Raw genomic sequence first — 26601 nt, 5'->3', positions numbered from 1 at the left:
ACAAAATGACCTTAAATAGTTATTATAACCGCTTTAATCCTGACAAAGAATACGAAAAAAGCTTATTTCTTGCTGGAAGAGGTCTACAGTCTGCAGAATTAAATGAGACTCAGGAGTATGCTCTTTCTAAGCTTAAAGGCATAGGTGATGCAATATTTCGTGATGGTGATGTTATAATAGGAAGCAATTGTATTATAGATAGAGAAACTGGTAAAGTTACGCTTGAATCAGGAAAAATCTATCTTCGTGGAGCAGTGAGAAAAGTCGAAAAAGAAGAGTTTGTTGTTCCTCTTAATACTATAGTTCGTATCGGTATTTATTATCTAGAATCTACCATTACAGAACTTGAGGATGAAAATCTTCGTGATCCTGCTGTTGGTACAAGAAACTATCAGGAAGTAGGAGCTGCAAGGCTTAAAGTTTCCACCATTTGGGGATACCAAGTAGAAAGTGTTACTGTTAACTCTACAAATGGCGAATTTTACCCAATTTACAATATTGAAAATGGAGTATTGATAGAACATTCACCGCCACCACAAGCAAATATAGTAACTACTGCTCTTGCTCGTTATGACAAAGAGGCAAATGGTTCCTACGTTGTAAATGGCCTTGAAGTAATGTTCCTGCAAAAGGAAGAGGGGGAAGGAAGAAAAAAAATATTTGTAATTAATGAGGGAAAAGCTCATGTTGATGGCTATGAGATTGAACTTCCTCACAGTATTCGTGTTTCTTTTGATGAGGATCCAGATATAAAATCAGTTGAATCAGAACCACATACTTTTCAGCCAAATAGCCAAAGAGTAATGGAACTTAAAGTTAATGATTTTCCAATAAGTGAAATTAAAAAAGTAGATATAACTGTTCAAAAAACCATTACTGTGACTCACGGTTCATATTCAGGAGCTGTTGATCCGATACCTGACTCTGCAGTACTTGAAATTATTCAAATTAAACAAGGTAATGTTATTTATGAAAACAGTGTAGATTATAAACTAAATGCCGGGAACGTTGATTGGTCATTACCAGGTAAAGAACCAGCTCCTGGAAGCAGTTATCAAATAACTTACCGCTGTCGCACTCATATAAGTCCTGAAGATATAAGCGAAGAGGGATGTAAAGTAAGAGGTGCAGTTGATAACAGCTTGGTTCTGATTGACTACACCTGGAAAATGCCGCGTTATGATTTAATCACTATAGATGCAAAAGGCGCAATAAGAAGGATAAAAGGCATAGCTCACCCTTGGCGACCATCAATGCCTAAAGCACCTAGCGGACAACTTTTGCTCTGCTACATTCATCAGACGTGGAAAAACGGAGAAAAAGAAGGGGTAAAAATAGTGAATAATGCTATTCATGCTGTACCGATGAATGAGCTTGAAGCAATGAAAAAAGGAATAAATGATCTTTATGCGCTGGTTGCAGAGGAACGTCTACGCAATGATGCAAATTCAAGAGAACCTACCACCAAAAAAGGAGTATTTGTTGATTCATTCTTTGATGATGATATGCGTGATCAAGGAATTTCACAGTCTGCAGCAATAGTAAATAGAGAGCTAGTTCTGCCAATAGATGTAGAAGTTGCAGATATTGAAAAAGGTGGGGAAAGATATCTTTTGCCTTATAAACTTGAACCGGTACTGGAGCAGCTTTTACAGACCAAAGGAGAAAAGATCAATCCATATCAAGCTTTTGATCCAGTCCCGGCGCAAATTACTCTAAATAAAAACATTGACCACTGGACAGAGGTTACCACGAATTGGAAAAGTCCAGTAACTAGAGTATTTAATGTTAAAGAAACGACAGAGCTGCTGTCAAGTACTTCATACGAAACTGAATTTATGAGAGAAGCAGTACAGAATTTTGAAATTGAAGGTTTTGAGCCAAATGAGAAGCTTAAAGAGATAAAATTTGACGGAATAATTATTCAACCTATAGCATAAAAATATGTTAATAGTTAACAATCAAGGACAAATAAGTGGAAAAATAAAAATCCCAGCAAATATTCCAGCAGGTACTAAATTAGTACAGTTTTATGGTGATAAAGGAAGCTATGGAGAAGCAACGTACACTGGTAAAAAAACTATTACCATAGAAGAGAGAAGAAGAGTTATCGCAGCAAGAAGAGTTGATCCTTTAGCGCAAACATTTACTTTAAATGAGAGCAGACACATAGGAGGTCTAGAGTTATGGTTTATAAATAAAGGCAAAAAACGTGTTGTTGTGCAGATTAGAGAAACAGCAGTGGGAATGCCCTCACAAACTGTCATTGCTGAAAGCTATATTGAGCCAAAAGATATAAAGATAGATGGCACAGCAACACGTATAAAGTGGTCACCAGTGTTTTGCCATGCAGGAGAGGAGTATGCAATAGTACTGCTTACTGATGATCCTGGTACTGCAGTAAAGATAGCAGAACTTGGCAAATATGATGCAGTAAATAGCCGTTGGGTAACAAGTCAGCCATATCAAGTAGGAGTATTACTTTCATCTAGCAATGCAAGCACCTGGACTCCACATCAAAATTTAGATTTAACGTTTCGACTACTAGCTGCAAAATTTAGCGAAAATTCTCACGTTATTGATCTTGGTAAAGTTACTGCAAATAACGTATCAGATTTAATTGTTTTGACGAACGTCGAAAAAGTAGCATTTGATACCAATGTAGAATTTATTCTGACAGATGAAGAAGGAAAAGAAAATTTTCTATCTGATAACTTGCCGCTCGCGCTGCGTGAAAGACTATCTGGAGAGCTAACAGTAAAGGCAAATTTAAAAGGGTCAAAAGAAAAAAGTCCAGTGCTATATCCTGGGTTACAGCTAGTTATGGGTAATATAGGGGAAAAAGGAGATTATGTAACTAGAAGCATTACAGCAGGAGCTAACACTAAAATCACCATAACGTATGATGCGCTGATACCTGGCACTGCAGATGTTAAAGCATATGTACAAAAAAACGTGGATTGGCAATTAGTAAATTTAACATCAGGAAAACCAATTGGAGAAAGCTGGGTGGAGAGAACTCATGTACTGACAAACTTTAATGCTAATGAGACAAGGATAAAATTGGTTTTAAGTGGAACAGTTGTTTATCGCCCTAAGGTAAAAAATCTCAGAGTGATTGTCACATAATGACTGTTGACCAAACCAAACGAGGATATCCACTGCCTCATCCAGAAAATATTGCAGTTCAAGATGTGGTACGTATTCGAAGAGCTATAGAAAAAATAGATGAAGATATTACCGAAAGAGAAGATGAGCATAATCAACTTAAGAGTAATTTTGAGCGGTTTAATTTTGAGACTTTTTTAAATTTTTGGAAATGAAAGAAGCAATATACCAAAGGATAAAGGATTTAGCAGCAAGTAGCACACCTGATCAACTGGCATATCTTGCAAAATCGCTGGAATTGATAGCAGATAAAAAAGCTATTTCCAACGTTGTGCAGATGACTGAAGTAAAAGGAATAATTGATGCACTACAAAAGAGGCTTAAGGATTTAGCAGCAAACAGTACACCAGATCAATTAGCATATCTTGCTAAAGCATTGGAATCAATAGTCGACAAAAGTGCAGTTTCTGAAATTGTACAGATGACTGATGGTAAGCTAAAAGAGCTTCTTGATAGTGCAAAAAAACACTTAACTGATCTGGATAATAAAAAAGCTAGTTCTTTAGCAGTGATCTCTGAATCAGAGAAGCAGTTATTAAAGAGAATTGATGAAAAAGGAACAACAAATTTATCGCTACTTGATACGAGAAAGAATGCCAATATTGCAGCAATAAATAGCATTAGTAATAGTCATAAAGATGGTCTTAAAGGTTTAGTAGAAGATTTTCGTGCTGTTAATAATGTACCATCTGGCTCATCAATTATAGGAGAAATAGAAACTCGAATTGAAAACATCTCTAATGAGGTAAAAACTCGGGATGAACAGTTAAAAGTGTCTCTTATAAATGAAATAAGAAAGCGCAACATGGTTGAACCAGGGTCATTACCTTTCTTATTTAGTGTACTTGGCAGAAAAAATAATTATTTTGGCCACGGAACTTTTACGACAGAGCTTGGAAAGTGGAGTAGTGATATAACAAAAACTGACTATATGTTACAACTACTAGCAGGTAGCCATACGTACAATACAGATTACGTTAGTTTTTATCGGCCAAGACAACTCAGTTTTATAGAGGGAAGTAAAGGAACATTTATTTACGGAGAGTTATGCACAAAAAGTTTTTCTGGTAGTTATGATGAGATATACTATTATCCGTATGCTGCACTTGGAGTAGTATTTGTAAAAAATACAACCAATGTGAACATAAATAAGACAATAGAATTTGTTGGATCATCGTATTCGAGTACGGAGTATGGGGGAGCAGGATTATTTGTGGGAACACCAGATAATACCAATTCTAATAAATCAAGTATTTCAAGAATAATATGGAAAAATGTTTACCAATACACGAGTTCTGATAGCAAGTTAGCTGGATCTGGTAATGTGGAGATTCCAGCAGGAAAAACAGTTGCAATATTACTTTACACATCATCTTACCTGTATTCCAGGACACAAGTTAGTCAAGGTATGCTTGCATCAAATTATGTACATAACTATGGTCAATTTATTCAGTGGGGGATTTATAACATACGTAGCAATGTTCTAACTACAGGACTTGAAGTAGATGTGGAGAGAACGCTAAAAGCTTGGCAATGTCCAGGATTAGAACGAACTAATCAAATATGGCAATGAGGAGGAATTTATGACTATTTATATACGTTTTGAAAACCACAAGCAGATTGAAACAACAACACTTGAAAACAAACCAACTGGAAATGATTGGTATGAAGCACCAGAAGATTTTGATTGGCAAAAAAGCTATTGTCTAACAGAAGGGGAGAAAATTGTTGAAAGGAATAAGGAAGATATTGAGCTGGAATTATTGGAAAATGCAAAACTTTCTGCACTTTCTAGTCTCCGTACTTATTATAATAACTATACTCACCAATACGCAGGATATTCTCATCAGAAGCTTAAGTCGTACGAAATACAAGCAAAAGCCGCAGAAAACATTCTAGCAGCACCAGAATCTATAGACGAAAAAGATGCAGAAATTATAGAGCCATTAGCAAAAGTACGTGGTATTACAGTTACTGAAATGGCAAGAATCATTGAAGAAAAAGTAAAAAAAGCAGTAAAAGAAATAATGAAATGTGAAGAGTTGGAAGACATTACCAAGAAGAAAATTGCAGAAGCCAAAAGTGTAGAGAACTTACTAAACGATTTTAAACAAAAGATGCAAAGAAATGGCTGAAGAATTTTTGCACGGAGTAAATGTTATTGAGGTAAACTCAGGGGCCAAAGCAGTACGTACAGCTAAATCATCAGTGATAGGTGTAATTGGTACTGCACCTGAAGCAGATGAGCAAAAATTTCCGCTAAATAAACCAGTGTTAGTTGCAGGAAGCTTAAAGGAAGCAGTAAAGCTCGGAAAGAGTGGAAGTTTACCTTCTGCAGTAAATGGAATATTTTCCCAGATTGGTGTAACAGTTATAGTAATTAGAGTTGAAGAGAGTGAAAACAGCGATCCAAAATTAAAAGAAGAAGAGACGCTGAAGAATATAATTGGCGGTGTTGATAAAGAGACTGGAGAGTATCAAGGGATAGAGGCATTCCTCAACAGTGAAAGTATAGTTCATGTTGCTCCAAGAATATTAATTGCTCCTCAATTTACTCATCAATTGCCTGAATCTAAAAACCCAGTAGTAGCAGCTTTGATAGGAGTAGCAGAAAAGCTAAGAAGCATAATAGTAGCAGATGGTCCAAATACCAATGATGAAGAAGTAATAAAATGGAGAAAAAGTGTAGGCAGCTCAAGAGTTTACGTAGTTGATCCTTGGGTTAAGGTATTTATTGAAGGAAAAGAAGAAATTTTGCCAGCAAGCCCATTTGTAGCTGGTTTAATAGCGAAAGTAGATAGTGAGCAAGGATTTTGGCATTCACCTTCAAACAAAGAGATAAATGGTATTGTTGGAACAAGCAGGCCTATTGATTTTACGCTCGGTGATACAAGTTGTAGAGCAAACCACTTGAATGAAAATGAAGTAACAACGATAATTCATCAAAACGGCTACAAACTTTGGGGCAATAGAACATGTTCAAATGACTCAAAATGGGCTTTTTTATCAGTGAGAAGGACTGCAGATTTAATCAATGATAGTTTACTTCGAGCTCATCTCTGGGCAGTTGATCGAAATATTACCAAAACTTATATAGATGATGTAATTGAGGGGGTGAATTCTTATTTGGCCAATTTAAAAGCACAAGGAGCTATTATTAGCGGAAAATGTTATGCAACACCTGAACTCAATACACCGGCAAATATTGCAAGCGGGAAAGTATATTTTGATTTCGAATTTACACCACCATATCCAGCAGAACAGATTACTTTCAGGTCACATCTTGTGAGTGGTACAATATTATAAAAATGGGAGAAAGAGATGTTACCGAAGATTTTAAAGAATTTTAATGTATTCGTAGATGGTCGGGGTTATGCAGGAAAAATTGATGAGATAACGTTACCAAAGCTCACCATAAAAACCGAAGAATATCGTGCTGGTGGTATGGATATCCCAATAAATATTGACATGGGCATGGAAAAGCTTGAAGCAGACTTTACTTTCGCTGAGTATGATTCAGAACTATTTAGACTTTTTGGCTTGATAGATGGAAATTCAGTATCTTTAACGCTCCGTGGAGGAATGCAAGGAAGTGGTAGCAATGATATTGAAGGAGTAATAATCAATTTAAGGGGCATATTCAAAGAATTTGATTTTGGTAGCTGGAAACCTGCTGAAAAAGCAACGCTGAAGTGTACTGTAGCTGCCCATTACTATAAACTTACTATCGGTGGTAATGAATTAATAGAAATCGATGCTGAGAACATGATCCGTAAGATTAACGGTGTTGATCAAATGGCCTTGCTGCAAACGGTTTTAGGTATTTAGGTTTAGTTTTAAAAAGATTTTAGAATTTTATTTTTTAGGAGAAAGTATGACAACAGTAAAACTTGATAATCCAATAACAGTTGATGGTATTTCTATCTCAGAGCTTACCATTAGACGTCCAAAAGTTAGAGATTATCTAGCTATTGAGAGACTTAATGGTAGTGATCTAAGTAAGGAAGTAACTTTGACTGCCAACCTGACATCAGTTGCAAAAGAAGCAATTGAAGAGTTGGATATTGCTGATTATGTGAAAGTGCAAGAGGTATTAAAGGATTTTTTTTCACCGATTATCCAAAAAACTTGAGATTAGAAATACTAGTACTTGGCTCTATCATAGGTGGTGGAGTTGAGCACATTCTTGATATGGAGATTAGTGAGTTTATTTTATGGAGCAAATTAGCTAGGAAGTTCAAATGTCAGTATTATCGATAAAAATAGGTGCGGTACTTGATGGCAGTTTTAATACTGTAATAAAGGGCAGTAGTAATCAACTTACTTATCTTGGTGAGAATATAAGAAAGCTTGATTCATCTTTAAAATCAGTATCAAAGTTTAAGCAGTTGGGTAGTGATGTTTTGACTAGCAGGAGGTCGTGGAAGGGCTTTGAAGATCAGGTAAAATCTTTAGCTAAACAAATGAAAGCAATAGAGAAACCAAGCAAAACTTTAAAAGCTGAGTTTGATAAAGCTAAGTTTTCTGCAACAAAAGCAAAAGAAGCATATTTGAAAAAGAGAGATGCTTTGCATTCATTTAATGAAGAAGTAAGAAAAAGTGGAAGAAATATTAAGTCATTAGTAAGTAATCAATATAAACTTGGCTCATCTGTTGAAGCGCTAAAAGGTAAGTATGGTAAGCTTGGGTCTGCAATACGTAATCACCAAAGTTTTTTAGCAAGCAAAGCACATTTTAAGTCACAAATTATAGAGACTATTGGACTAGGTCTTTCGCTTGCAGCTCCGATCAAGGTTGCGATTGATTTTGAAAGTGCTATGGCTGATGTAAAAAAAGTAGTAAAATTTGTGCAAAATGATACTAAAGATGAAGCATCAAAGTTTGCTAAAGAATTAAAGAAATTATCTCGTGAAATACCCTTGTCAGCTGCAGAATTAGCACAAATAGCTGCAAGTGGTGGTCAACTTGGTATTGACAAAGATGATCTTATGAAGTTTACAACAGTAGTTGCTAAAATGACCACAGCGTTTGACATGTCTTCAGAAGAAGCTGGTAATGCTATTGCGAAAATATCCAATGTCTATGGAATTAAAGTTGATGGTATGGAAAATGTAGGTAACATAATAAACCATCTTTCAGATAATACTGCTGCCAAAGCTAAGGAAATGGTTCTTACACTGAATAGAATTGGTGGTAATGCTAAACAGTTTGGTTTAGAAATTGATCAAGCAAGTAGCTTAGCAAGTGCGTTCATAAGCTTAGGTAAACAACCTGAAAAAGCAGCAACTGCTATAAATAACTTTCTTAGTAAACTACAGACTGCAAGAGAGCAAAGTCCTGAATTTCATGATGCATTAGATGAGATGGGAACAAGTATAGAAGAGCTTGAACAAACCATTAAAAAAAATCCTCAAGAGGCAATATTGCAATTTCTTGAAACTTTAAAAGAAATAGATGATCAAGAGCGTGCCGGTATTCTTATGAATCTATTTGGTGCTGGGTTTCAAGATGACATTGCTCTTTTAGTAGGAAGCTTAGACATTTACAAGAAAGCTATTGAACATTTAGCTGATAAAGAAAAATATAACGCTTCAATGCAGGACGAATTTAACAATCGGGCAAATACTACAGCTAATAAATTACAATTACTTAAAAATGCAGTATTTGAAGCTGGCATGAATCTAGGGTCAGTAATGTTACCTACTTTAAATTATGTAGCTGGAAGTTTGAAAACAATAACAGAGCGTATAGCTTCTTTTGCAGAAAAACATCCAACTTTAACTACGGCAATCATGAGTACTTTAGCAGCTTTGATAAGTTTAAAAATTGCAGCAGTAGGACTAGGATACGGATTTACATTGCTAGGAAGTACGATTTTTGGTCTGAAAGCAAACCTACTTGGAGTATTTTCATTTTTATCAGCTACAGTTTTTCCTGCAGTAATAACAGGACTAAGAGCAATAACGTTTGCTGTAATGAGTAACCCGATTGGACTTTTAGTAGCAAGTCTTGTCACTGGTGCAGCTCTTGTTATCACTAACTGGCAAAAAGTGAAAGACTTTTTCTCTAGCTTTTGGAAATCACTCATTAAACCTATAGGAGAAGCTTTTTCATGGATGGGAAATACAGTAAGTAGTATATTTGCTGAGAATAGTCCGATTAGAAAATTTGAAAATAATGGAAATGTTGTTAATGAGCTTTCTAAAAATAGCATTTTCAGTAACGGAACCTCATTGACAAATAATAGTGCTATTAAACAATTTTCAGAAAATAGCAAAAGCAATTTTGAGAATTTTAAAATTAAAAGTGTTATAGAAGAAAAAAGAGCTATAGAACAAGAAGAAGTTGAGAAAGCATTCAAGAAAAGTAGATATGAAAATAGGGAATCGAAAGTATATAACCAAGCATTCTATCAAACGTTTAATATCAACATTAAGTCTGAAGATGTGCGCAGTGTTGCTGATGCAGTAATAGAAAGGTTTAGAGAACAAGCACGTGGAGCACTTTTTGATATAGTTGAAGAGTTGCATTAATGTTGCTTGGGAAATGTAAGCTTGAACTAACAAGCCTAAGATACATTAAAGAAGAAAGGTGGTATACAATTGAATGTATTGAAAAAACGTCGCTACAAAACATTGGCTCAGGAATTGAATGTATTGATTTGACAGGAGTGATTTATCCACATTATCAGAGTAATGGCTTAGAACAGCTAAAAAATATACGTGATACTCAAGAACCACACGTTCTAGTTGATAATTCAGGAAATGTGCTTGGAAATTTTGTCACTACTAATGTAGAAGAAAAACAGATATTATTTTTTCCTGATGGAAAACCAAGAAAAGTTGAGTTTATTTTGAAGTTAAAAAGTTACAGCAAGTGATTTATTATTACACTAAAGAAAACGAAATGTTAGATGAAATTTGCTGGAAACATTATGGATACAGTAGTGGAGCAGTGGAGGAAGTATTGCTTGAAAATCCAGGACTTGTAGAACATGGAAGTTTTTTGCCCGCTGGATTAAAAATTAAGCTTCCTAAAATTCAGAGAATATTGAAAGAATCTGTTATAAATATTTTAGATGAATGACACCAGATTTTGATATAGTAGCAAAAAATAACCCAGTAACAGAGGTTTTAAAAAAGAGTTTAATATCACTACGTGTAACTGATGGATCCGGTACTACAAGTGACGAAGCCGAGATATATATTAGTTATAGCTCTAGCGCTTTAGAACTTAAGGGTAATTTACAAATTTTTCTCGGATATAAAGAAACAGGTTTACTACCTATGGGAGTATATAAGGCAAATCAAATTACAATACAAAGTCCACCACAAACTTTAAGAATAAAATGTGATGCTGCAAGTTTAAGAGGATCATTAAAGGAAAGAAAATCAAAGGAATGGAAGGACATTACCTTAGGAGATTTAATTAAAGAAATAGCACAAAAGCATGGGTATGAAAGTAAAGTCGCTGAAAGATTTGAAAATATATTTGTACCACATATCATCCAAGCAGAAGAAAGCGACATGAGTTTTTTGGAAGGATTAGGGAAAAAATATGATGCACTAGTAAAACCAGCAGGAGGATATATAATTTTTATTCCAAAGGGAGAAGCAAGATCAGCAACTGGAAAGATGTTAGGCACAACAGTACTTACACCTAAAGATGTTATAAATTGGGAGGTAAATTTTAATGTGCGTAACAAATATGGATCTGTTATTGCAAAATGGCACAGTTATGAAAAGGGAGAAACTATAGAAGAGGAAGTGGGAAATGAGGGTCCAAGTTATACTCTGCAAACGCTTTACTCTACTGCAGAATCAGCAATTAGTGCAGCAGCAGCTAAGTTAAGACAATTAAAACGTAGTACATCAAATTTAAATGTAACTGTTCCTGGTAATCCAGAATTATTTGCAGAAGCTAAGATCAGTCTTTCAGGATTTTGTCAGGAAATTGAAGGTGAATGGATAATTAGCAAGGCAGAACATATTCTCAATAATAGGGGATATCAAACTATAGTAGAGGCAACAGTGAGCAAAGCTGTTTAAGTGAAACTTAAGCAAATGATTATTTAATTCTAGATGGGTATAATTATTGCAGTACTACATGAGCAGAAATGTAAGAAGGCTTTTTCATAAAAATTCAATTATACGTCAAGGAGAATTTGATGGATTAATTTTTCTTATAGTGCTAACGGTGTGTATTGTGGTTATATATTTTTCCTTGTTTAAAAAAGGAGATGAGAGTTACAGCGCCACATTAGAAATCGCAGCTAAGAACTGTGACTTAGAAACTGTGAAATCCTTGATAAAAGATAATATAAGTATTGGTGAAAAATCATTACGTTATGTTGCAGGAGAAGGATGTTTAGAAATCGTAAGGTTTTTAGTAGAAGATGGTATTGATATTAATGCTACTAATAAATTTAAATGGACAGCGCTACATTCTGCTGCAGATCAAGGCTATTTAGAAATCGTTGAGTTTCTATTAGAAAAAGGAGCGAATCCTAACATAAAGGATAGCAATGGAAAAAGCCCTAGAAGAATAGCTGTAATGGCATCAAGGCACAACAAAGATAAACCTTACAGAGAAATAATAAAGCTACTTGCAGAAGCAGAGGATCGATACAAATCAATAGAAAGAAATCACTAAAGCTGTAAGTTTTCTATAATCTGTATATAAACTTCTAAAACTATCCATAACAAGTTAATATCTTCACATGAAAAAGCAAAAAATCCCAATCACAGTAATAGTAACGATAGTAATACAGACCATAGCAACAATTTGGTGGCTCGCTAAGCTTGATTTAAAAGTACAAATTCATGATCAATTTATAGAACGAAATCACGAACTAATGGAAACAGTTTATCGCCTTGAGGAGCGGGTAAAAAACCTCATTGAAGAAGTTAATGAGCTTGAGCAAAAACACAAATAAATTTCACAGTGGCAAAATACATCCTTTCAGTTGACGGCGGAGGCATAAGGGGCATAATACCAGCCATTATTCTAGCAGAAATAGAAAAAAGAACAAGAAAGAGGGTAGCTGAAATCTTTCACTTAATGGCAGGAACCTCAACTGGTGGAATTGTTATTGCTGGATTATGTAAAAAAGATAAACCTCAATATTCTGCTAATGATTTAGTCGAGTTCTATCGGGAATATGGACCATATATTTTTAAGTCTTCATTCTTTAGGCGATCAATATTATCTTGGTTTAATTGCACACAATACCCACATAAAAATATTGAATTTGTACTGGATAAATATTTTGGAGAGGATATTCTAAAAAACACATTAAGTAAGGTACTGATAACAAGTTATGATATTCACAATAATCGTCCATTTTTCTTTAAAAACTGGAAAGAAGGTAATATTAAGCTGAAAGATGCACTCAGAGCTGCAACGGCTGCACCTACTTATTTCATACCAAAACATCTAAAAATTGACCAGATAGATAGAGTATTAGTGGATGGAGGGGTTTTTGCTAATAATCCAGCGTCTTGTGCATATGCAAGTGGTAAGAGGTTATTTCCAAATGATGATATTCTACTGTTATCGATAGGTACTGGAAGAACAGATAGAAGCATAGAGTATGCCAATTCAAAGAGATTTGGAAAAATAGGCTGGATAAAACCTTTGTTAAATGTGATGTTTGCCTCTGGATTGGACTGCGTAAATTATCAGATGAATCAAGTAATAGGCAATAGATACGTAAGAATACAATCGCAATTGAAGCTAGCGTCGGCTGACATGGATAACATTACATCAAAAAATATCAAATCTCTTCAACAAGAGGCAAAGGCAATGATAGAGGACAATCAGAAATTAATAGATAAACTTTGCGATTTCATATCTTAATTTATACCAAGCAAAATTCAACTGAGCCAAAAAAGTTGGTTAGCAAATTCTGCTGGTTAAATCATTAACTAACTTTACTTATATCTTAAACACATTCAATTTTCACACTCACCCAACTCATCAGCAGTTAGGCCACTTGCTCGCACAATAATATCAATAGCAACACCTTCCTTAACTAGATCTTTTGCAATCTTGATTTTCTCTGCTTTTTTAACCTTTTCTTTACCAGTTTGCATTCCTTCAGATAAAGATCTGGCTACCGTATCCAGTAATTCTTGATCCTCAATTTTTTCGCATTTACCTATAAACCCAAAAACTGGCTCATTTTCATATTCTGTTAGTCCAAGAGCTTTAATGTTAACTGATAATGTCTTTGCTATCTTATATAATATTTCAATTGGAATGTCTGTATATCCTCGTTCATAGTCGTGTATTTCTTTAGGTGTTGAACCGATTTTATTTGCCAAGTCCTCCTGAGTGTATTCCCGTATTAATCTCTGCTCTTTTATCCTTTTCCCCACTTTGTAGAGTATAGAATCAGTACAAATTTCTTTCTCTATATCATCATATTCATAAGTAGATAAGCGAGTCACTTGGGAAATAATATCAACTGAAACTCCTTCTTTCACTAGATTCTTTGCTACTTCTATTTTCGCTTCTTCTTGGCTAATTTTCTCGCTAATATATACAAACCTTACTAATGGATACAGCTTCTTGCGTAATTCCTGATCCTTAATTTCTCTATGTATTTTTGTTAGATAGACTATTTCTTTATCCTCATCTTCATACCAACTGTTTTCTCTTAGTACTGTTGGTTCTGGAAGTAGATCTATAACATTAACTGACAATGCTCCTGCTATTATATACGATTCTTTGATTGTAATAGCCTTGCACCCTAGTTCAAAGTTATGTATTTCCTTATGTGTTAAACCAATTTTGCTTGCTAATTTTGCCTGAGTATACCCTTGTACTATCCTACAACCTTCTATTTTTTTCCCCAGCTCGTAGCTTGCTGAGCCAATATGCTCTGAATTATCATAGATAAATCCTCTAAAAGCTGTTTTTCCTACAGAAGCAAACATATATTCTATCACAAAAAAATCCACTATTGGCTAAGTTTTTATGAAATCACAAAAATTTCTCAATCATATAATTTGATAAGCCTGTCGTTTGCAAGATAATATCAACAGAAATTCCCTCTTTCACTAAATTCCTTGCAACTTCAATCTTCTTTTCCTCTCTGACCTTTTCTCTACAAACATGTATACCTTCAAATAAAGACTTGATTAGCATATCGCGTAATTCCCGACTCTCAATCTTTTTGTATTCTTCTATCAAGTTTGATAGCTTTTCTTCCGCTTCACTATCCTCATCTGATTCGGGAAGTAGATCTATGATACTGATTGATAATACCTTTGCTATTTCATCTAACATTTCAAGTGAGACAGCAGCTCTCCCTTGTTCATACTCGTATATTCCTTGATTTGTTATGCCAACTTTATTCGCTAAATCTTTTTGAGTATATCCTCGTATCAATCTCCACTCCTTTATCCTTTGCCCTACTTTGTATGGAATGGGAATTTTGTTCTCCTCATACTCACCAATAGATAAGTTAGTTGTTCGAGAGATAACATGAGCAGAAACTCCTACTTTCATCAAACCCCTTGCTACTTCCATTTTTACCGCTTTTCTGCTTCTTTCCTCACTCAAACGAATAAATTTGGTTAATAAATAAAATACCTCGCTTAATTCTTTATCCTTATACCCCTTTACTAAATTTAATATTTCTTCATCTTCAAAATATCTTTTTTCATTTGGTAGCATCTCCCCACAAACTAGACCTTTAACATTTACTGATAATGCTTCTGCTATAGCATATAACTTCTTAATTGGAATTTTACGGTTCCCTTTCTCATATTGCAGTATTACCCAGTACTTTACACCAATTTTCTCAGCTAAACCCTTCTGAGTATAACCTCGCTCTAACCTCCAACTTTTTACTTTTTGTCCTACTTCATAATCTAGACTTTTTTCCACGCAAAAAACCATATATATAATATTTTCTACTATAGCTCAAAGGCTCCAGTAAACTCTGGAACCTTAAAATAAATGAATTAAAGTTCCCTAAAGGTTTCTTTACTACCTCCACATACCCTATTTACCCATGAAGACAATACTTCATCATTGCCAATCTCTTTTATAGCATACTTTTCATTCCATATGCCACATCTAGTGAAATTACCTTTCTCTACTGCTTCTTGAAGTTTCACTCCCCCAAAAAGGCAGTTTTTTCCTATTTCTTCGCCTCTTTTTTGTAACTCAGCCCACATTTCCTTGTTTTCTACTCTGACTTGTACTTGATCATATTTTTTTACATCGTGGTACAATATAATATTTAGCTGACCAATGCTTGTAGGAAATTGTAATATAATAGAGCTTTCATCTGACATATCGATATAGTTTCTTATACCTCCCTTCTCGCTTTTAACCTCAACTGCATCATTACCAATTTTTAAAATATTACTTCCTAACTTTCTGTTTGCTTCCAGTATTTTGGCTACCTCTACCTTGCTATTATCAGAAAATTCTATATATGATGTTGTATTGTCTATCTCGAGATCTATTAAGGATCCTTCTTGAACAGCACTTTCGCCAGCTTTTTCTAGTTCTTCTAGTTGCTTATCTATCTGTAGCTGAACTTCTGGTTGTAGCTCATCATAGATTTCACCTATCAGTTTATTCTGTAGTAGAGTATCATGAAACTCTGCACCGCTTAACATTAATTTACGTATTACCTTTTTACGATCAACCTTATCAAATTTATGAAAATGTGTACCTAATACTACATACTCTGAGAAACTCCATTCCCCATCATTACATGCATTTAGCCTTGTTCCATCACCTATTACTTCATCTATAACTTTGTTCATCTCTTTTGGGGTTTTTGCTTTTACCACTCCACTCTTAAACCAGCTCAACTTTTCACTTTCGCTTATACTTGGCTTTATTTTTTGCAAGGCGGAGGTAAATGGATTTTTATCTTCTTGATCACTTGCAGGTTTTGTGCCATAAACATAGTCAAATCCTTTCCCACAGTTGATTTTGTTTTCGCGAACTTCTCTACCAGGGAAAGGTGCTATTTCCTCAGGCTTTTTAGCCTTATTAATTTTGCTTACAAAGGTGGATTGCTCCTTAGTACGACCTATTCCTACAATAGCATTTAACACCTCACCTTTTGATAATCTATCAAGATCAATGTTTAACTCGTAAGTACCTCCTTCTTGATCATCAAAAGGTACAATTATTTTATTACTCATATTAGCCTCCGCTATTAAATATATTTAACTAAGTCTATAACCGACTTTATTACTTTATTATTAATTTAATATATACTTTCTCATTAATTGTAAGCAATAATTAATGTACTTGCAAATACTTTCTTCATTCAAGTAGTTAAACAACTCATGAAAATCTTCAAATATCTGCTTTATAACAGTCCTTGCTCTTTAAAGCTAAAATACCCAACACTTGTGATGATAATGTGATCCAGTAACCTAATCCCTATAGCCTGACAAGCTTTAGCCAAGTCTTTAGTTACAGCTTCATCCTCATCAGATGGCTTTAACCTTCCTTCTGGGTGGTTATGCGATATTATTATTGACGTCGCTTTTCTTATTAATGCCTTTCTTGTTACTTCTCTTATGTAAAAAGGTACCTTATCCACTGTACCAGTGAACACTTCTTCCCCCTTTAAACGGCACTTTTGATCAAAATATATTATTTTCATCTTTTCCTCCTCTGAATAACCAATACTCACCCTTAAATATTTTACGATGGTTTCCAAGTTATCCATTACAGGTCCTTTCTTTAACTCTTCTCTTGGTACTCTCTTTGCAGCTTCCTTTAGGCATAAAATTACTGCTACTGTAGAGTCAGTTATCCCTTCTATAGTTTTCAAGTCATCTATTTCCTGGCCTAAAACTCCTCCTATTCCAAAATTATCTATTAGCTTTCTAGCAATAATTCGAGCTTCTTCCCTGTCATGCACTGCACTTAGAAACGTTTCTATTACTTCACGATCAAGTAGTGCTTTACCGTTGCTTTCTAATGCTCTGAATTCTATTTCTTCTCTACGATCTTTCTTATTATTCATAAAAATTACCCTTCACTAATAACAAAATGTTTTTATATATTTACTGCTGTTTTTTGTCAGCATTGGCATAAGGCCATAGCTTTTGAGTGAAGTCAAATCAATTTCTCAATCTTTTTTACTTATTTTTTCATGAATAGGTAAAGATATTAATATATACTGATTTTTTATTTTAAATTTGTTGAATTTCGTTCAAGGAGAGGCCTACTGTTTTTAAAATAATATTGATAGAAATTCCTTCCTTAACTAAATTCTTTGCAATTTTCATCTTTTCTACTCTCTTCACTTTCTCTTTGCAAACTTGTATGCTTTCAAACAGAGATTTTATGAGTACATGACGTAATTCTTGGCTTTTAATCTTTTTGTATTCTTCTATTAACCTTGATAGCTCTGCTTCACTATTCTCATTTTCTCTTGTTTCTGGAAGCAGATCTGTAATATTAATTAATAGTACCTTTGCTATTTCATCTAACATTTCAAGTGAAACACCAGCTCGTCCTTGTTCATATTCATATATTCTTTGATTTATTATACCCACTTTACTTGCTAAATCTTCCTGAGTGTATCCTCTTCTCAACCTCCATTCTTTTATTCTTTGACCTACTTTATACGGAATGGAAATTTTTTTCTCATCATTATCATATTCATCAATAGATAAATTGGTTGTTCGAGAGATAACATGAGCAGAAACTCCTTCCTTAACTAAACCCTTTGCCACTTCTATTTTTACTGCCTTTCCACTTTCTTCCTCACTAATACGGATGAATTTAGTTAATAAATAAAACGTTTCACGTAATTCTTGGTCCTTAATCTCTTTATGTCTTCTTACTAGATTTAGTATCTCTTCTTCCTCATACCTTTCCTCATTTGATACTTCTTGTCCGCAAGCTAGATCTCTAGCAGTTGTTGATAATGCTTCTGCTAATTCATATAACTTCTTAATTGAAATTCTGCGTGTTCCTTTTTCATATTGCAGTATTACCTGATATGTTGTTCCGATTTTTTTTGCTAAATCTTTTTGAGTATATCCCTTTGCTAATCTACGATTTCTTACTTCCTGTCCTATTACTTTGTAATCTAAAAAATTAGAGCATTTATTCTCTTTTTTCACATTTTATACTCCATAACCAGAAGAGCTGTTACGTATACTTAATTGGGAACCTTTTTGACAAACTGAACTCATCTCCTTTCAAACAATTTTTCTATATCACTTAGTTTCATTTCTATATACGTTAGTCTTCCGTGATCAGAATATGGAGTTTTCTCAATTTGTCTTAGTATCTCATTCATCTCTTCCAATTTCATTTTTCTTCCTGCTCCGTGGCAAGCGATTATGGATGATATTTTGTTCACCTTATCCTCTATTGGTAGCGTATCTTCTATTTCCATTAACTTATCTACTATATCAACTAGCATCTCTTTTATATCTATTGTTCCCAAGATTGCAGGTATTTCTTTTACCCTTACTTTATCTTCTGATTCTATTTCAATACCAAAACCCATTTCAAAAAGCTTATCTTTATAAGTTTTAACCATCTCCATTCCAGCTTGGTTTTTAATCTCAACTATTTCAGGAAGAAGAAGTTTTTGTCTTTTTATGCTTGATTTTTGCTTTAAGCACTCGTATATCAATCTCTCATGAGCTGCGTGCTGATCTACTATAATCAATTTGCCTTTAGCCTCAGCAATAATATAAGTATTGTAGACATGACAGCGTGCATACCCTAGAGGATGATCCGCTATTAAATCAATTTGCTCTCTTTCTAGAACCATAACTCCTTTCTGTGGTGTAGATTTCTCTATACCTTCATACTTAAAACTTCCTGATAAGCTTCGCTTTCTTTCATCTGGTGCATTGAATTCTTTCATTAGACGATTTTCTAAAAGACTTGGCTTCCTTTCGTAAAATTCTTTTTGACCCTTTACTTCTCTGCTTTTTCCATTATTAACACGCTCACTATTCCTTTGACTTTCACTAACATCAAAAGGCGAACCACCCAGTTCTTCTCCAATACCTTGACACCTAGATCCATCAATATCACTCACTGAAGAGGTACCTATTCTCATTGACAACGCTTTTATTAGCCCTCTTCTCACTATTTCATATATTAACCTCTTATTTTGAAATCTTACTTCCGATTTATTTGGATGCACATTTACATCTACTTGGTCATATGGTACTTCTAAATGCAACACTGCAAAAGGATACCTATTGTTTGGAATAAAATCGTGATACGCATACCTAATTGCACCAACAAGTAGATTGTCTTTCATTGGCCTTCCATTAACAAACGTATAAATCTGAGTTGAGTTGCCACGATTGACATTAGGTTTACAGATGTGTCCCTTAAGTTTGATGCCTTCTTCTTCCTCTTTAACTTCCAGTGAATTGCTTTGAAATTCTTTTTCTATTTCACATAATCTGTTGAACAGCGAAGTTTGCTTAACATATTTTAAGAGCTTTTTATTACCAGAAGTGAGAGTAAACCCAATACTATAATTAATCATCGCTAAGTTATTCACAATATCAACAATACTTTGTGTTTCTGCCCTTTCGGTTTTTAGAAACTTTAGTCTATTTGGTGTAGCAAAAAATAAGTCACGAACTTCAATATATGTACCTTGCAACAAAGAACAAGGGGTAATCTCTCTTACTTTTTCTCCTCCCTCATACCTTATAGACCATGCTTCCTTTGCTCCACTTGCCTTAGACGATAATTTCATTCTGCTTACTGCTGCAATTGAAGGTAAAGCTTCTCCCCTAAACCCAAGGTGCTTGATTTCTATTAACTCACTATCGCTTAATTTTGAAGTAGCGTGGCGCATAAACGCAAGTTCCAAATCTTCCTTTTCTATTCCACTTCCATCGTCTGTTACAGTTATAAGATTACGCCCACCACTTTCTATTTTGATCTCTATCTCTGAACTTCCAGCATCTATTGCATTTTCTACTAATTCCTTTACTACACTTGCTGGCCTTTCGATTACTTCACCCGCTGCTATACGGTTTATTGTTTTTGTATCTAAAAGAATTATTGCCATATTTCCAACTCTCAGTCTTATCAGGATATAGCTTGAATATCAATGCAAATCAAGTTCTCTATTAGATGTCTCAACTAATTTAAAAACAGAAATAGTTGTAAAAACCCAGCCCGAAATGTTATCTCCTGTGGTTTGAATTTTAGTTGAATATTTCTTCACAATTGTGTATAATTATTAATGCTTTTTATCTTACTTTCTCATGGCTCTTTCGAAGTTTCTCGATCCAAAAAATGATATATCGTTCAAGCGCATCTTTGGCACTGAAAAAAATAAAGATATCCTTATTCACTTTCTTAATGATATTCTCGGCTTTGCTGGAAAAAATGCAATACAGGATATAGAGTTTTTAAGTACTATTCAAGACCCTGATATTGCTTCTAAAAAACAAAGCATTGTTGATGTTCTTTGTAGAGATGAAAATGGGCTGCAAGTGATAGTCGAAATGCAGGTCGCTAAAACTAAAGGCTTTGAAAAACGTGCCCAATACTATGCCGCTAAAGCTTATTCAAGACAGGCTGACAAAGGCGATCAATATCATGACCTTAAGGAAATTATCTTTATTGCTATAGCAGACTGTATTTTATTTCCTGATAAGTCTGAGTATAAATCAAAGCACACTATTCGCGATGAAGATACTAATGAACATGACCTAAAAGATTTTTACTTTATATTTATTGAATTGCCTAAATTTCCAAAAACCAAAGAAGATCAGCTTTCAAGTATAGTTGAAAAATGGGTCTACTTCTTTAGATATGCAGACGAAACTAGTGAAGAAGAGCTAGAGAGAATAATAGGAAGTGATCTAATAATTAAAAGAGCATATGAAGAACTAAATAGATTCAACTGGTCAGAAAAAGAATTTATAGCCTATGAACAAGAGATCAAACGTATTCGTGATGAACAGGCTGTCCTTGCTCAAAAACTCGATGATGCTAAACATGAAGGTAGACAAGAAGGTAGACAAGAAGGCATCCAAATCGGTCACGAAAAAGGCAGAAAAGAAAGGGAAATTGAAGTTGCAAAAAACTTACTGAAAGCTGGCGTATCTGTTAACTTAATAGCTGAGTCTACCGGCCTTTCGATAGATGAAACTGAACAACTTAAAGAAAAAGCCTAAGTATTGCAACTCCCTTAAAGCTCTGTCCATTTTTAACTTATTATATTTCTTTATCCACTAGTCTAGAGCCTATATCTAACTCTTTCGCTATTCTCGCTATGGCCTGTTTGATTTTCTCACCAATTCTACGTATCAGTTAAACGCATAATATCTAAATATAGAAAATGTTTTTCATAAAATTTTTCTTATTCTTGATAAATTTAGTGTTGATATTTGATTCTAACTTTTGCATAATGCAGTAAATATTTTTTATAGGGGGTGAAATGCCAATAGAAACAAAGCGTCAAGCTGCACTACTTAAAAATCTACAAGATATTATAAAACATACAGATCCTGAAATTGCTGCTGGGAGGAAGTTAGCTATTAAAAGGTGGGCGGAGACCTATATAGAGAATATTAAATCTTTTGAGGGTGATAAGCTGCAGTTTTTGTACAATATATTCCAAAATGAAAATTGTTGGTCAGGTGCAAGGTTAGATAATGCTGTTTTAGGTCAAAGATTAACTGAAGAGAAAATAGGAGAAATTGATAATCCGCTTCGCAGATATGATATGGCTTGTAGATACTGTGTAGTAGATAAAATTCCTTCTCTCTTTGAAGAGCAATTTGATTCCTATAAAAGAAGTTTTTCATCTAATGCAGTTGATGGTAATGGTCGTCCTGTAAAAGATGATAATAAATATATACTAAATTCACTTTTGTATGGGATGAAAAGGGAAGATCCTGTACTAAGTTTCTGGATAGATAAGGAATCTGGGGAATTAAGGCAACCTGGTAATGCAGCAGAAGGTTTTGACAGTGCTGTAAGACTTAAGTGGAGTGAAGGAGTAGAGTATTTTTATAATCATTTAAAAGAAGAAGATAAAGAGAAGAAGCTTACAGACACTATTCTTGTTCTGTCTCGCGTTCAATCTGTTGAGAAAGATGCTCCTATTTTAGATTTTTGTGTAAATAAGGTAGCTGACAAAGATACTCTTTTGCAGAAATTATCGCAGAAAGATAAAGGAGTATATTCCCTTTTTGCTGAATTAATAGATTCGTATTTTTTTGATACAGTGCATGATTTAGTACAGTGCTGGTGTTATAAAGGAGTTTCAGAACGTGGAGGCGGAGATCATTCAGAGAAAATATTCTCATATGAAGAATATAAACTTCTTCTTTCCTCACTTTCAAATGTTATGTTGGAAAATCCTGAGTTTAATGCTCAAGCTAGATCTCTTATTATGGAAATGTGGAGATGTGATCGCTTTTATAAACACAAGGAGGCTGCTGTCGATACTTCTAACTTCCAAGTTCCTATAGAAAATGCACTTGCAGGGTTAGTGGTTAATTGGGAACGATCTGGTCGTAAGTCTGATGAAAAAAAAGAAATATTAGAGATAATGTTATTTGCCAAGGATTGCTTTCCTGAAAAGTTTGAGTCCTTCAAAGAAGTTATGATAGAAGACCTTAGATTATGTGGTAGAGAAGGAATGAAAGAAGATATAGACTACGGTAATTTCGCAAAAGAATTGTTTTCTGAGTTAGAAAAAGCAACTTTACCTCCTAGAGATGATGGTTCCGGTGATTATCGAAGACGGTCCATATCCATAGTGGAAGCTGAAGATTCTAGTCTTTCTATTAGACATGATGGTTCTGGTGATGCTCCAAAATCCATTCTTGGAACCCCTGGTGTAAGTGATTTTTCTCGCCGTAGCAAGTAGAAAGGTATATTATATGAATAATGGTGATGGATTTATCAGAAGTTTGGTCAATAAAAATCTTGAAGGTTTTAGACGAGAGTTTGAATCCTTTTTAGATCAATGTCCATCTTTCTTGTATCACGTGGGTACAGGTCGTTTCCTTCCTGTATTCTTTTTCAGTATGTTTGCTACTGCACATGACGCAGGTATTTTAGCTCCAGATGAGAGAGTCTATATTCGTTTTGATAATCATGGTATTGATACAGATGGTAGGAATAGAAGTACAGGAAACCTGAAGGTTGCAGTTTTAACTAATAAATCCCTTGGTAAAAAGCGAGTTGTCAGGTGTTACAGCATCTCTGATGTCCCTAATAGTGATGGGTTAAGATTTAGTGAAAGGGAGAAAAATTCTCTAGTGCAAGAGATTGGACGGGAAAATCGGGATTTAAGGGAAGAAGGCCTAAGTTTTGAGCAATACAAAGTGTGTACGCATGGGAAAGGCAAGAGCCAGGGAGAGAAAGGAGCAGTAGTATTTGAAGAAATTCGCGAAAAAGATTCTCGAGGTGGAGATAGATTTGCCAAATATTCAGCATCTGAAATCAATCTTATTAGAGTGCTCTTAGAAGATCACGAATTAACAATTAAGGAAATAGAAGGGATGGACCTCGATCAAAATCAGCATGGACAGCTTGATGAGTTGGTCGATTTTGTGCAAATTGCACTAGGTCAACAAAGAATTGATAACTTTGCGGAAATGTTAAGAAGTGGAGTTGTACGAACTTTACGAGACAATAGCACAGTAATTTTTAGATATATAACTCGAATCTATCGTAATTACGCAGGCACATTAGAAAATGATATTCAAGATCGCAATCAAAAGTTTGAGAGTCATGGGTTTTTATTAGGTTTTTTAGCGAATTTTAGTCATCTTTGCACAATAGATATTGACCTTAACTTATCTCTTGTAAATTCGTACGTTGCTTTTCTTGTACACCATCAAGCAGAGAGAGAAAACATTCCTATCGTTATTAATATTGGATGGAGAACATTGTTTGCATTAGAACGCGCTAGAGGTGACGCTCAAAGATTACATGCTTCTTCATTTATACCTGTGCATACTGAATCAGGATATGCTGTTTGTGTTGGATTAAATTTTAATTCACATCTAGCCCCTTTTAGGGTTGGCATAGCAGAGCTTCAACAGAATAGATTTCCTTTAGTACAAAGATTATTTGAGTGTGTAGAAGATGGAGGCATTAGAGAAAATGTTATAGATTTCTTGCTTCAACATTTTCCTATCGAAATACCAAGAAATGCAGAAAATCGTGACAGAATACTTGATTGTATAACTGGTTTTGCTTTTGGGAACAGTGCTTTTGATCACGAGCAGGTATTAATACAAAACAATAGACTGCGAGTAATAAAATACATATTTAGATATGATAATGAGAATTTAAGAAAACATGCTTTAACTATGGTCTTCCATGCTCAAGGCTTTCCTATAGTTATACTTGATATTAGAAATCCCCATGATATACGATCAGTAAAAGCCATCGCTCTACCACCAGGTTATAATGGTGCTGTGAATAGAGTTACATACATACTTAATGATCAATATGGACTAAATGTTCTATTAGATAGATTTAATTCGCCTGATCATTACCTACGTATAACTAGGTATGCTTCTTTTGATGGTAATCTTATAGAAGTGCCTAATGCTGAAAATGTACATAATACTTTGAATCAAGTTATGAATGATGGGTGGCAAAGTATACCTCAGCATAGAGAATTATTGAGAGCTATTTCTAGAGTGTTAATGCCAGATAATATGAATGGTAATGCAATAATAGATGTAAGTAACAATGACAAATTTCGTTCTATACTGCACAGTATATTTTATGTTTGTGACAATCCTGATAAAGTGGTTACTGCATACAAGGTAGGTCAAACGTATAGTCCTGATATAAGAATGGCAGGAGAAGTAAGTACAAGAGTTACAGAACAGAGATTAGGTCTTCTATTATTGAGATCTACAATAAATCATCCAGAAGATACTCATCCAATTGGATATGTATTAGGGTTTGCTAATACTCAACAAGCATTAGCACAAGAGCGACGTAATGCAGAACAGCAAATAACAAGACTTATGGACAAGCAAAGAGGATATTTGCCCATTACTCCTGGAAATGAGGTGGTTTTATCTTATGCTGTATTTAATGCAGGTGCACAGAGAGTAGAAGATCTTATATCTGTTCCACAAGAACTATATATACATAGGTTTGACCGCAGTCATGCTTCAGGACGAACTAGAGGGCTATTAGGGCCTAATAGTGTTATTGATGAAAATCCACCAGAGGGTCTATTATCAGATCAGACTCGTGAAAATTTAATAAATTATATTCGAGAAAATCCCGGACGGAATCGGATTTTACCGTTTGATCTAGGTGATAATCGATGTGTTACTATTATTACCTTCGAAGGTAGTATACAACAACTCCTAGAAATACTAAGGTCAAGAATAAGAGAAGGTGGTAATGCCATTCCTACAGCACAAGGAATAAGAAGACAAATAAGAGATATTCTTGGAAATCAAGGGATAGAAGTAAATGATCTACTTACACTAGAATTTGCAACGAGAAATGGACATTATGATTACTGGCTTCAACAAATTGATATAGCTCACGCTGGAAGATTGCAATATCAGCTTCGTACTGAAGGTAATCACACTTTTGAAGTAGCTAACTTGGCAAGGAATGACGGTAACGAGCACATTGTTAGAGTGTTAAATCAATTTAGGGAAAATGAAGAACAACAGCGTTTAACTTTAATCATTACTTTAAATAATACTCATTGGGTTACACTAGTGATTGAACATCAAAATGGGAACTATGTTGGGTACTATGCTGATTCAACTGCTACTGCTGTCCCAGGTGGTATTACTGATATCATTCAAAATAACTTAGATAATAATATCAGGATTAATAATGTTTCTGTTAGTCAGCAAACAGATGGTTGGAATTGTGGTTTATGGGCATTAGAAAATGCTAGTGATATTAATCGAGTTCTAAACGAAAATCCTGTTGGGCAAGTGCAGAATATCATAAATATAATACGCGATTTTCTTGGAAGAGACCACCCCAACAGAGATAGAAATTACTTTCAGAACATGAGAGTGGGCATTTCACAATTATTCAGGAATGATCCGGGATTTCAAGGTGTGCAATTGCGAGCATACATTCAAAATAGAGGACAAATTGATCCATTGCTACGTACTTATCTAGAATTAGGATATCACAGAGTAGGAGGAGGGTGTGGACCAGTAGAAGCACCTATATCGCTTAGTGTTAGTGATTACAGTAATTTTGGTGGCCTGCCACAGTCGAGTTTAGAAGGTCCTGAAGCTAGTCGCGTTTCTGACCTTAGCAGAGGTAAAGGCGGTAGGTAGAGGTAATCGGTAGATGAAAGGAGTGTAACAAAAACCTTATGCATCAAGTAGAGATTGTGAGCAAATTTAAAGAAGTTAAGGTGGGTAACCTGTTTTTTTCTACTTGCAGCAATTTTTCAAAAAGTATATGTGTCGAGTT

The 26601-nt window shown here is 34.7% G+C and carries 24 protein-coding genes; 18 read left to right on the top strand and 6 right to left on the bottom strand.

What is annotated here, in order from left to right; genetic code table 11:
* The first annotated feature begins 5 nt into the window (after positions 1–5).
* The 15 genes from ABWU40_RS02760 (at position 6) to ABWU40_RS02690 (ending at position 13026) form a co-directional block, all read left to right on the top strand.
* Positions 6–1940 carry a DUF4815 domain-containing protein gene (locus ABWU40_RS02760; protein WP_353279344.1) on the top strand — a complete coding sequence of 645 codons (1935 nt, stop codon included), beginning with the start codon at positions 6–8 and terminating at the stop codon, positions 1938–1940.
* Between the two features lie 4 nt (positions 1941–1944).
* The gene (locus ABWU40_RS02755; protein ID WP_353279342.1) at positions 1945–3129 is read left to right on the top strand and encodes a hypothetical protein; all 1185 of its coding nucleotides are present in this window, start codon (positions 1945–1947) and stop codon (positions 3127–3129) included.
* Positions 3129–3323, top strand: a complete 195-nt coding sequence (locus tag ABWU40_RS02750; RefSeq protein ID WP_264376462.1) for a hypothetical protein — start codon at positions 3129–3131, stop codon at positions 3321–3323. Before ABWU40_RS02755 ends, ABWU40_RS02750 begins: the two co-directional genes overlap by 1 nt.
* On the top strand, positions 3320–4741 hold the full coding sequence (locus tag ABWU40_RS02745; RefSeq protein ID WP_353279340.1) for a hypothetical protein: 1422 nt from the start codon (positions 3320–3322) through the stop codon (positions 4739–4741). Before ABWU40_RS02750 ends, ABWU40_RS02745 begins: the two co-directional genes overlap by 4 nt.
* 10 nt (positions 4742–4751) lie before the next feature.
* Positions 4752–5303 carry a hypothetical protein gene (locus tag ABWU40_RS02740; RefSeq protein WP_017532577.1) on the top strand — a complete coding sequence of 184 codons (552 nt, stop codon included), beginning with the start codon at positions 4752–4754 and terminating at the stop codon, positions 5301–5303.
* On the top strand, positions 5296–6474 hold the full coding sequence (locus tag ABWU40_RS02735) for a phage tail sheath subtilisin-like domain-containing protein (RefSeq protein ID WP_353279338.1): 1179 nt from the start codon (positions 5296–5298) through the stop codon (positions 6472–6474). The genes ABWU40_RS02740 and ABWU40_RS02735 overlap by 8 nt, the downstream gene beginning before the upstream one ends.
* 15 nt (positions 6475–6489) lie before the next feature.
* The gene (locus tag ABWU40_RS02730) at positions 6490–6996 is read left to right on the top strand and encodes a phage major tail tube protein (protein WP_208571690.1); all 507 of its coding nucleotides are present in this window, start codon (positions 6490–6492) and stop codon (positions 6994–6996) included.
* A gap of 46 nt (positions 6997–7042) precedes the next feature.
* A complete protein-coding gene (locus ABWU40_RS02725; protein ID WP_264376465.1) occupies positions 7043–7300 on the top strand; it encodes a phage tail assembly protein in 258 nt (85 codons plus the stop codon).
* Between the two features lie 109 nt (positions 7301–7409).
* Complete coding sequence (locus ABWU40_RS02720; RefSeq protein ID WP_264376466.1) at positions 7410–9701, top strand: phage tail tape measure protein; 2292 nt, start codon at positions 7410–7412, stop codon at positions 9699–9701.
* Complete coding sequence (locus ABWU40_RS02715; protein WP_226079687.1) at positions 9701–10048, top strand: phage tail protein; 348 nt, start codon at positions 9701–9703, stop codon at positions 10046–10048. The genes ABWU40_RS02720 and ABWU40_RS02715 overlap by 1 nt, the downstream gene beginning before the upstream one ends.
* Positions 10049–10074: 26 nt before the next feature.
* Positions 10075–10254, top strand: a complete 180-nt coding sequence (locus ABWU40_RS02710) for a tail protein X (protein ID WP_264685729.1) — start codon at positions 10075–10077, stop codon at positions 10252–10254.
* Positions 10251–11216 carry a phage late control D family protein gene (locus ABWU40_RS02705; RefSeq protein ID WP_226079683.1) on the top strand — a complete coding sequence of 322 codons (966 nt, stop codon included), beginning with the start codon at positions 10251–10253 and terminating at the stop codon, positions 11214–11216. The genes ABWU40_RS02710 and ABWU40_RS02705 overlap by 4 nt, the downstream gene beginning before the upstream one ends.
* A 58-nt stretch (positions 11217–11274) precedes the next feature.
* Complete coding sequence (locus ABWU40_RS02700; RefSeq protein ID WP_214303457.1) at positions 11275–11820, top strand: ankyrin repeat domain-containing protein; 546 nt, start codon at positions 11275–11277, stop codon at positions 11818–11820.
* Between the two features lie 67 nt (positions 11821–11887).
* Positions 11888–12103 carry a hypothetical protein gene (locus ABWU40_RS02695; RefSeq protein ID WP_006015629.1) on the top strand — a complete coding sequence of 72 codons (216 nt, stop codon included), beginning with the start codon at positions 11888–11890 and terminating at the stop codon, positions 12101–12103.
* Between the two features lie 8 nt (positions 12104–12111).
* On the top strand, positions 12112–13026 hold the full coding sequence (locus tag ABWU40_RS02690; RefSeq protein WP_264376469.1) for a patatin-like phospholipase family protein: 915 nt from the start codon (positions 12112–12114) through the stop codon (positions 13024–13026).
* A gap of 95 nt (positions 13027–13121) precedes the next feature.
* Here the strand turns inward: ABWU40_RS02690 and ABWU40_RS02685 are convergent, their stop codons facing one another.
* From ABWU40_RS02685 to mutL, 6 genes are all read right to left on the bottom strand, one after another.
* The gene (locus tag ABWU40_RS02685; RefSeq protein ID WP_265023180.1) at positions 13122–14108 is read right to left on the bottom strand and encodes a helix-turn-helix domain-containing protein; all 987 of its coding nucleotides are present in this window, start codon (positions 14106–14108) and stop codon (positions 13122–13124) included.
* A 46-nt stretch (positions 14109–14154) separates the two neighbouring features.
* On the bottom strand, positions 14155–15075 hold the full coding sequence (locus ABWU40_RS02680; RefSeq protein ID WP_342068463.1) for a helix-turn-helix domain-containing protein: 921 nt from the start codon (positions 15073–15075) through the stop codon (positions 14155–14157).
* A gap of 65 nt (positions 15076–15140) precedes the next feature.
* Positions 15141–16343 carry a hypothetical protein gene (locus tag ABWU40_RS02675; RefSeq protein WP_108783953.1) on the bottom strand — a complete coding sequence of 401 codons (1203 nt, stop codon included), beginning with the start codon at positions 16341–16343 and terminating at the stop codon, positions 15141–15143.
* Positions 16344–16513: 170 nt separating this feature from the next.
* Positions 16514–17179, bottom strand: coding sequence for a RadC family protein (locus ABWU40_RS02670; protein WP_342068464.1), 666 nt, complete (start codon positions 17177–17179; stop codon positions 16514–16516).
* A 169-nt stretch (positions 17180–17348) separates the two neighbouring features.
* Complete coding sequence (locus ABWU40_RS02665) at positions 17349–18287, bottom strand: helix-turn-helix domain-containing protein (protein ID WP_342068465.1); 939 nt, start codon at positions 18285–18287, stop codon at positions 17349–17351.
* Positions 18288–18355: 68 nt separating this feature from the next.
* Positions 18356–20218, bottom strand: a complete 1863-nt coding sequence (gene mutL, locus ABWU40_RS02660) for a DNA mismatch repair endonuclease MutL (protein WP_353279332.1) — start codon at positions 20216–20218, stop codon at positions 18356–18358.
* A 199-nt stretch (positions 20219–20417) separates the two neighbouring features.
* Here mutL and ABWU40_RS02655 point away from each other — a divergent pair, with 199 nt between their 5' ends.
* From ABWU40_RS02655 to ABWU40_RS02645, 3 genes are all read left to right on the top strand, one after another.
* Positions 20418–21335, top strand: coding sequence for an Rpn family recombination-promoting nuclease/putative transposase (locus tag ABWU40_RS02655; protein WP_264685595.1), 918 nt, complete (start codon positions 20418–20420; stop codon positions 21333–21335).
* Between the two features lie 263 nt (positions 21336–21598).
* Positions 21599–23038 (top strand): cytoplasmic incompatibility factor CifA, encoded by a 1440-nt coding sequence (locus ABWU40_RS02650; RefSeq protein ID WP_264685594.1) that lies wholly within the window; start codon positions 21599–21601, stop codon positions 23036–23038.
* 13 nt (positions 23039–23051) lie between these two features.
* On the top strand, positions 23052–26462 hold the full coding sequence (locus ABWU40_RS02645) for a cytoplasmic incompatibility factor CifB (RefSeq protein WP_264685593.1): 3411 nt from the start codon (positions 23052–23054) through the stop codon (positions 26460–26462).
* Positions 26463–26601: the final 139 nt, after the last annotated feature.

It is taken from the genome of Wolbachia endosymbiont (group A) of Cydia amplana, from assembly GCF_964028495.1.
Taxonomy (GTDB): domain Bacteria; phylum Pseudomonadota; class Alphaproteobacteria; order Rickettsiales; family Anaplasmataceae; genus Wolbachia; species Wolbachia pipientis.
Note: the sequence above shows the minus strand (reverse complement) of the source record. Positions and strands in the feature narration are given on the sequence as shown.

What these genes read in the sequence shown, in the direction of transcription:
- ABWU40_RS02760 (WP_353279344.1), top strand. Translation starts at nt 6, where the DNA reads ATGACCTTAAATAGTTATTATAACCGCTTTAATCCTGACAAAGAATAC.
- ABWU40_RS02755 (WP_353279342.1), top strand. Translation starts at nt 1,945, where the DNA reads ATGTTAATAGTTAACAATCAAGGACAAATAAGTGGAAAAATAAAAATC.
- ABWU40_RS02750 (WP_264376462.1), top strand. Translation starts at nt 3,129, where the DNA reads ATGACTGTTGACCAAACCAAACGAGGATATCCACTGCCTCATCCAGAA.
- ABWU40_RS02745 (WP_353279340.1), top strand. Translation starts at nt 3,320, where the DNA reads ATGAAAGAAGCAATATACCAAAGGATAAAGGATTTAGCAGCAAGTAGC.
- ABWU40_RS02740 (WP_017532577.1), top strand. Translation starts at nt 4,752, where the DNA reads ATGACTATTTATATACGTTTTGAAAACCACAAGCAGATTGAAACAACA.
- ABWU40_RS02735 (WP_353279338.1), top strand. Translation starts at nt 5,296, where the DNA reads ATGGCTGAAGAATTTTTGCACGGAGTAAATGTTATTGAGGTAAACTCA.
- ABWU40_RS02730 (WP_208571690.1), top strand. Translation starts at nt 6,490, where the DNA reads ATGTTACCGAAGATTTTAAAGAATTTTAATGTATTCGTAGATGGTCGG.
- ABWU40_RS02725 (WP_264376465.1), top strand. Translation starts at nt 7,043, where the DNA reads ATGACAACAGTAAAACTTGATAATCCAATAACAGTTGATGGTATTTCT.
- ABWU40_RS02720 (WP_264376466.1), top strand. Translation starts at nt 7,410, where the DNA reads ATGTCAGTATTATCGATAAAAATAGGTGCGGTACTTGATGGCAGTTTT.
- ABWU40_RS02715 (WP_226079687.1), top strand. Translation starts at nt 9,701, where the DNA reads ATGTTGCTTGGGAAATGTAAGCTTGAACTAACAAGCCTAAGATACATT.
- ABWU40_RS02710 (WP_264685729.1), top strand. Translation starts at nt 10,075, where the DNA reads ATGTTAGATGAAATTTGCTGGAAACATTATGGATACAGTAGTGGAGCA.
- ABWU40_RS02705 (WP_226079683.1), top strand. Translation starts at nt 10,251, where the DNA reads ATGACACCAGATTTTGATATAGTAGCAAAAAATAACCCAGTAACAGAG.
- ABWU40_RS02700 (WP_214303457.1), top strand. Translation starts at nt 11,275, where the DNA reads ATGAGCAGAAATGTAAGAAGGCTTTTTCATAAAAATTCAATTATACGT.
- ABWU40_RS02695 (WP_006015629.1), top strand. Translation starts at nt 11,888, where the DNA reads ATGAAAAAGCAAAAAATCCCAATCACAGTAATAGTAACGATAGTAATA.
- ABWU40_RS02685 (WP_265023180.1), bottom strand. Translation starts at nt 14,108, where the DNA reads ATGTTTGCTTCTGTAGGAAAAACAGCTTTTAGAGGATTTATCTATGAT.
- ABWU40_RS02680 (WP_342068463.1), bottom strand. Translation starts at nt 15,075, where the DNA reads ATGGTTTTTTGCGTGGAAAAAAGTCTAGATTATGAAGTAGGACAAAAA.
- ABWU40_RS02675 (WP_108783953.1), bottom strand. Translation starts at nt 16,343, where the DNA reads ATGAGTAATAAAATAATTGTACCTTTTGATGATCAAGAAGGAGGTACT.
- ABWU40_RS02670 (WP_342068464.1), bottom strand. Translation starts at nt 17,179, where the DNA reads ATGAATAATAAGAAAGATCGTAGAGAAGAAATAGAATTCAGAGCATTA.
- mutL (WP_353279332.1), bottom strand. Translation starts at nt 20,218, where the DNA reads ATGGCAATAATTCTTTTAGATACAAAAACAATAAACCGTATAGCAGCG.
- ABWU40_RS02655 (WP_264685595.1), top strand. Translation starts at nt 20,418, where the DNA reads ATGGCTCTTTCGAAGTTTCTCGATCCAAAAAATGATATATCGTTCAAG.
- ABWU40_RS02650 (WP_264685594.1), top strand. Translation starts at nt 21,599, where the DNA reads ATGCCAATAGAAACAAAGCGTCAAGCTGCACTACTTAAAAATCTACAA.
- ABWU40_RS02645 (WP_264685593.1), top strand. Translation starts at nt 23,052, where the DNA reads ATGAATAATGGTGATGGATTTATCAGAAGTTTGGTCAATAAAAATCTT.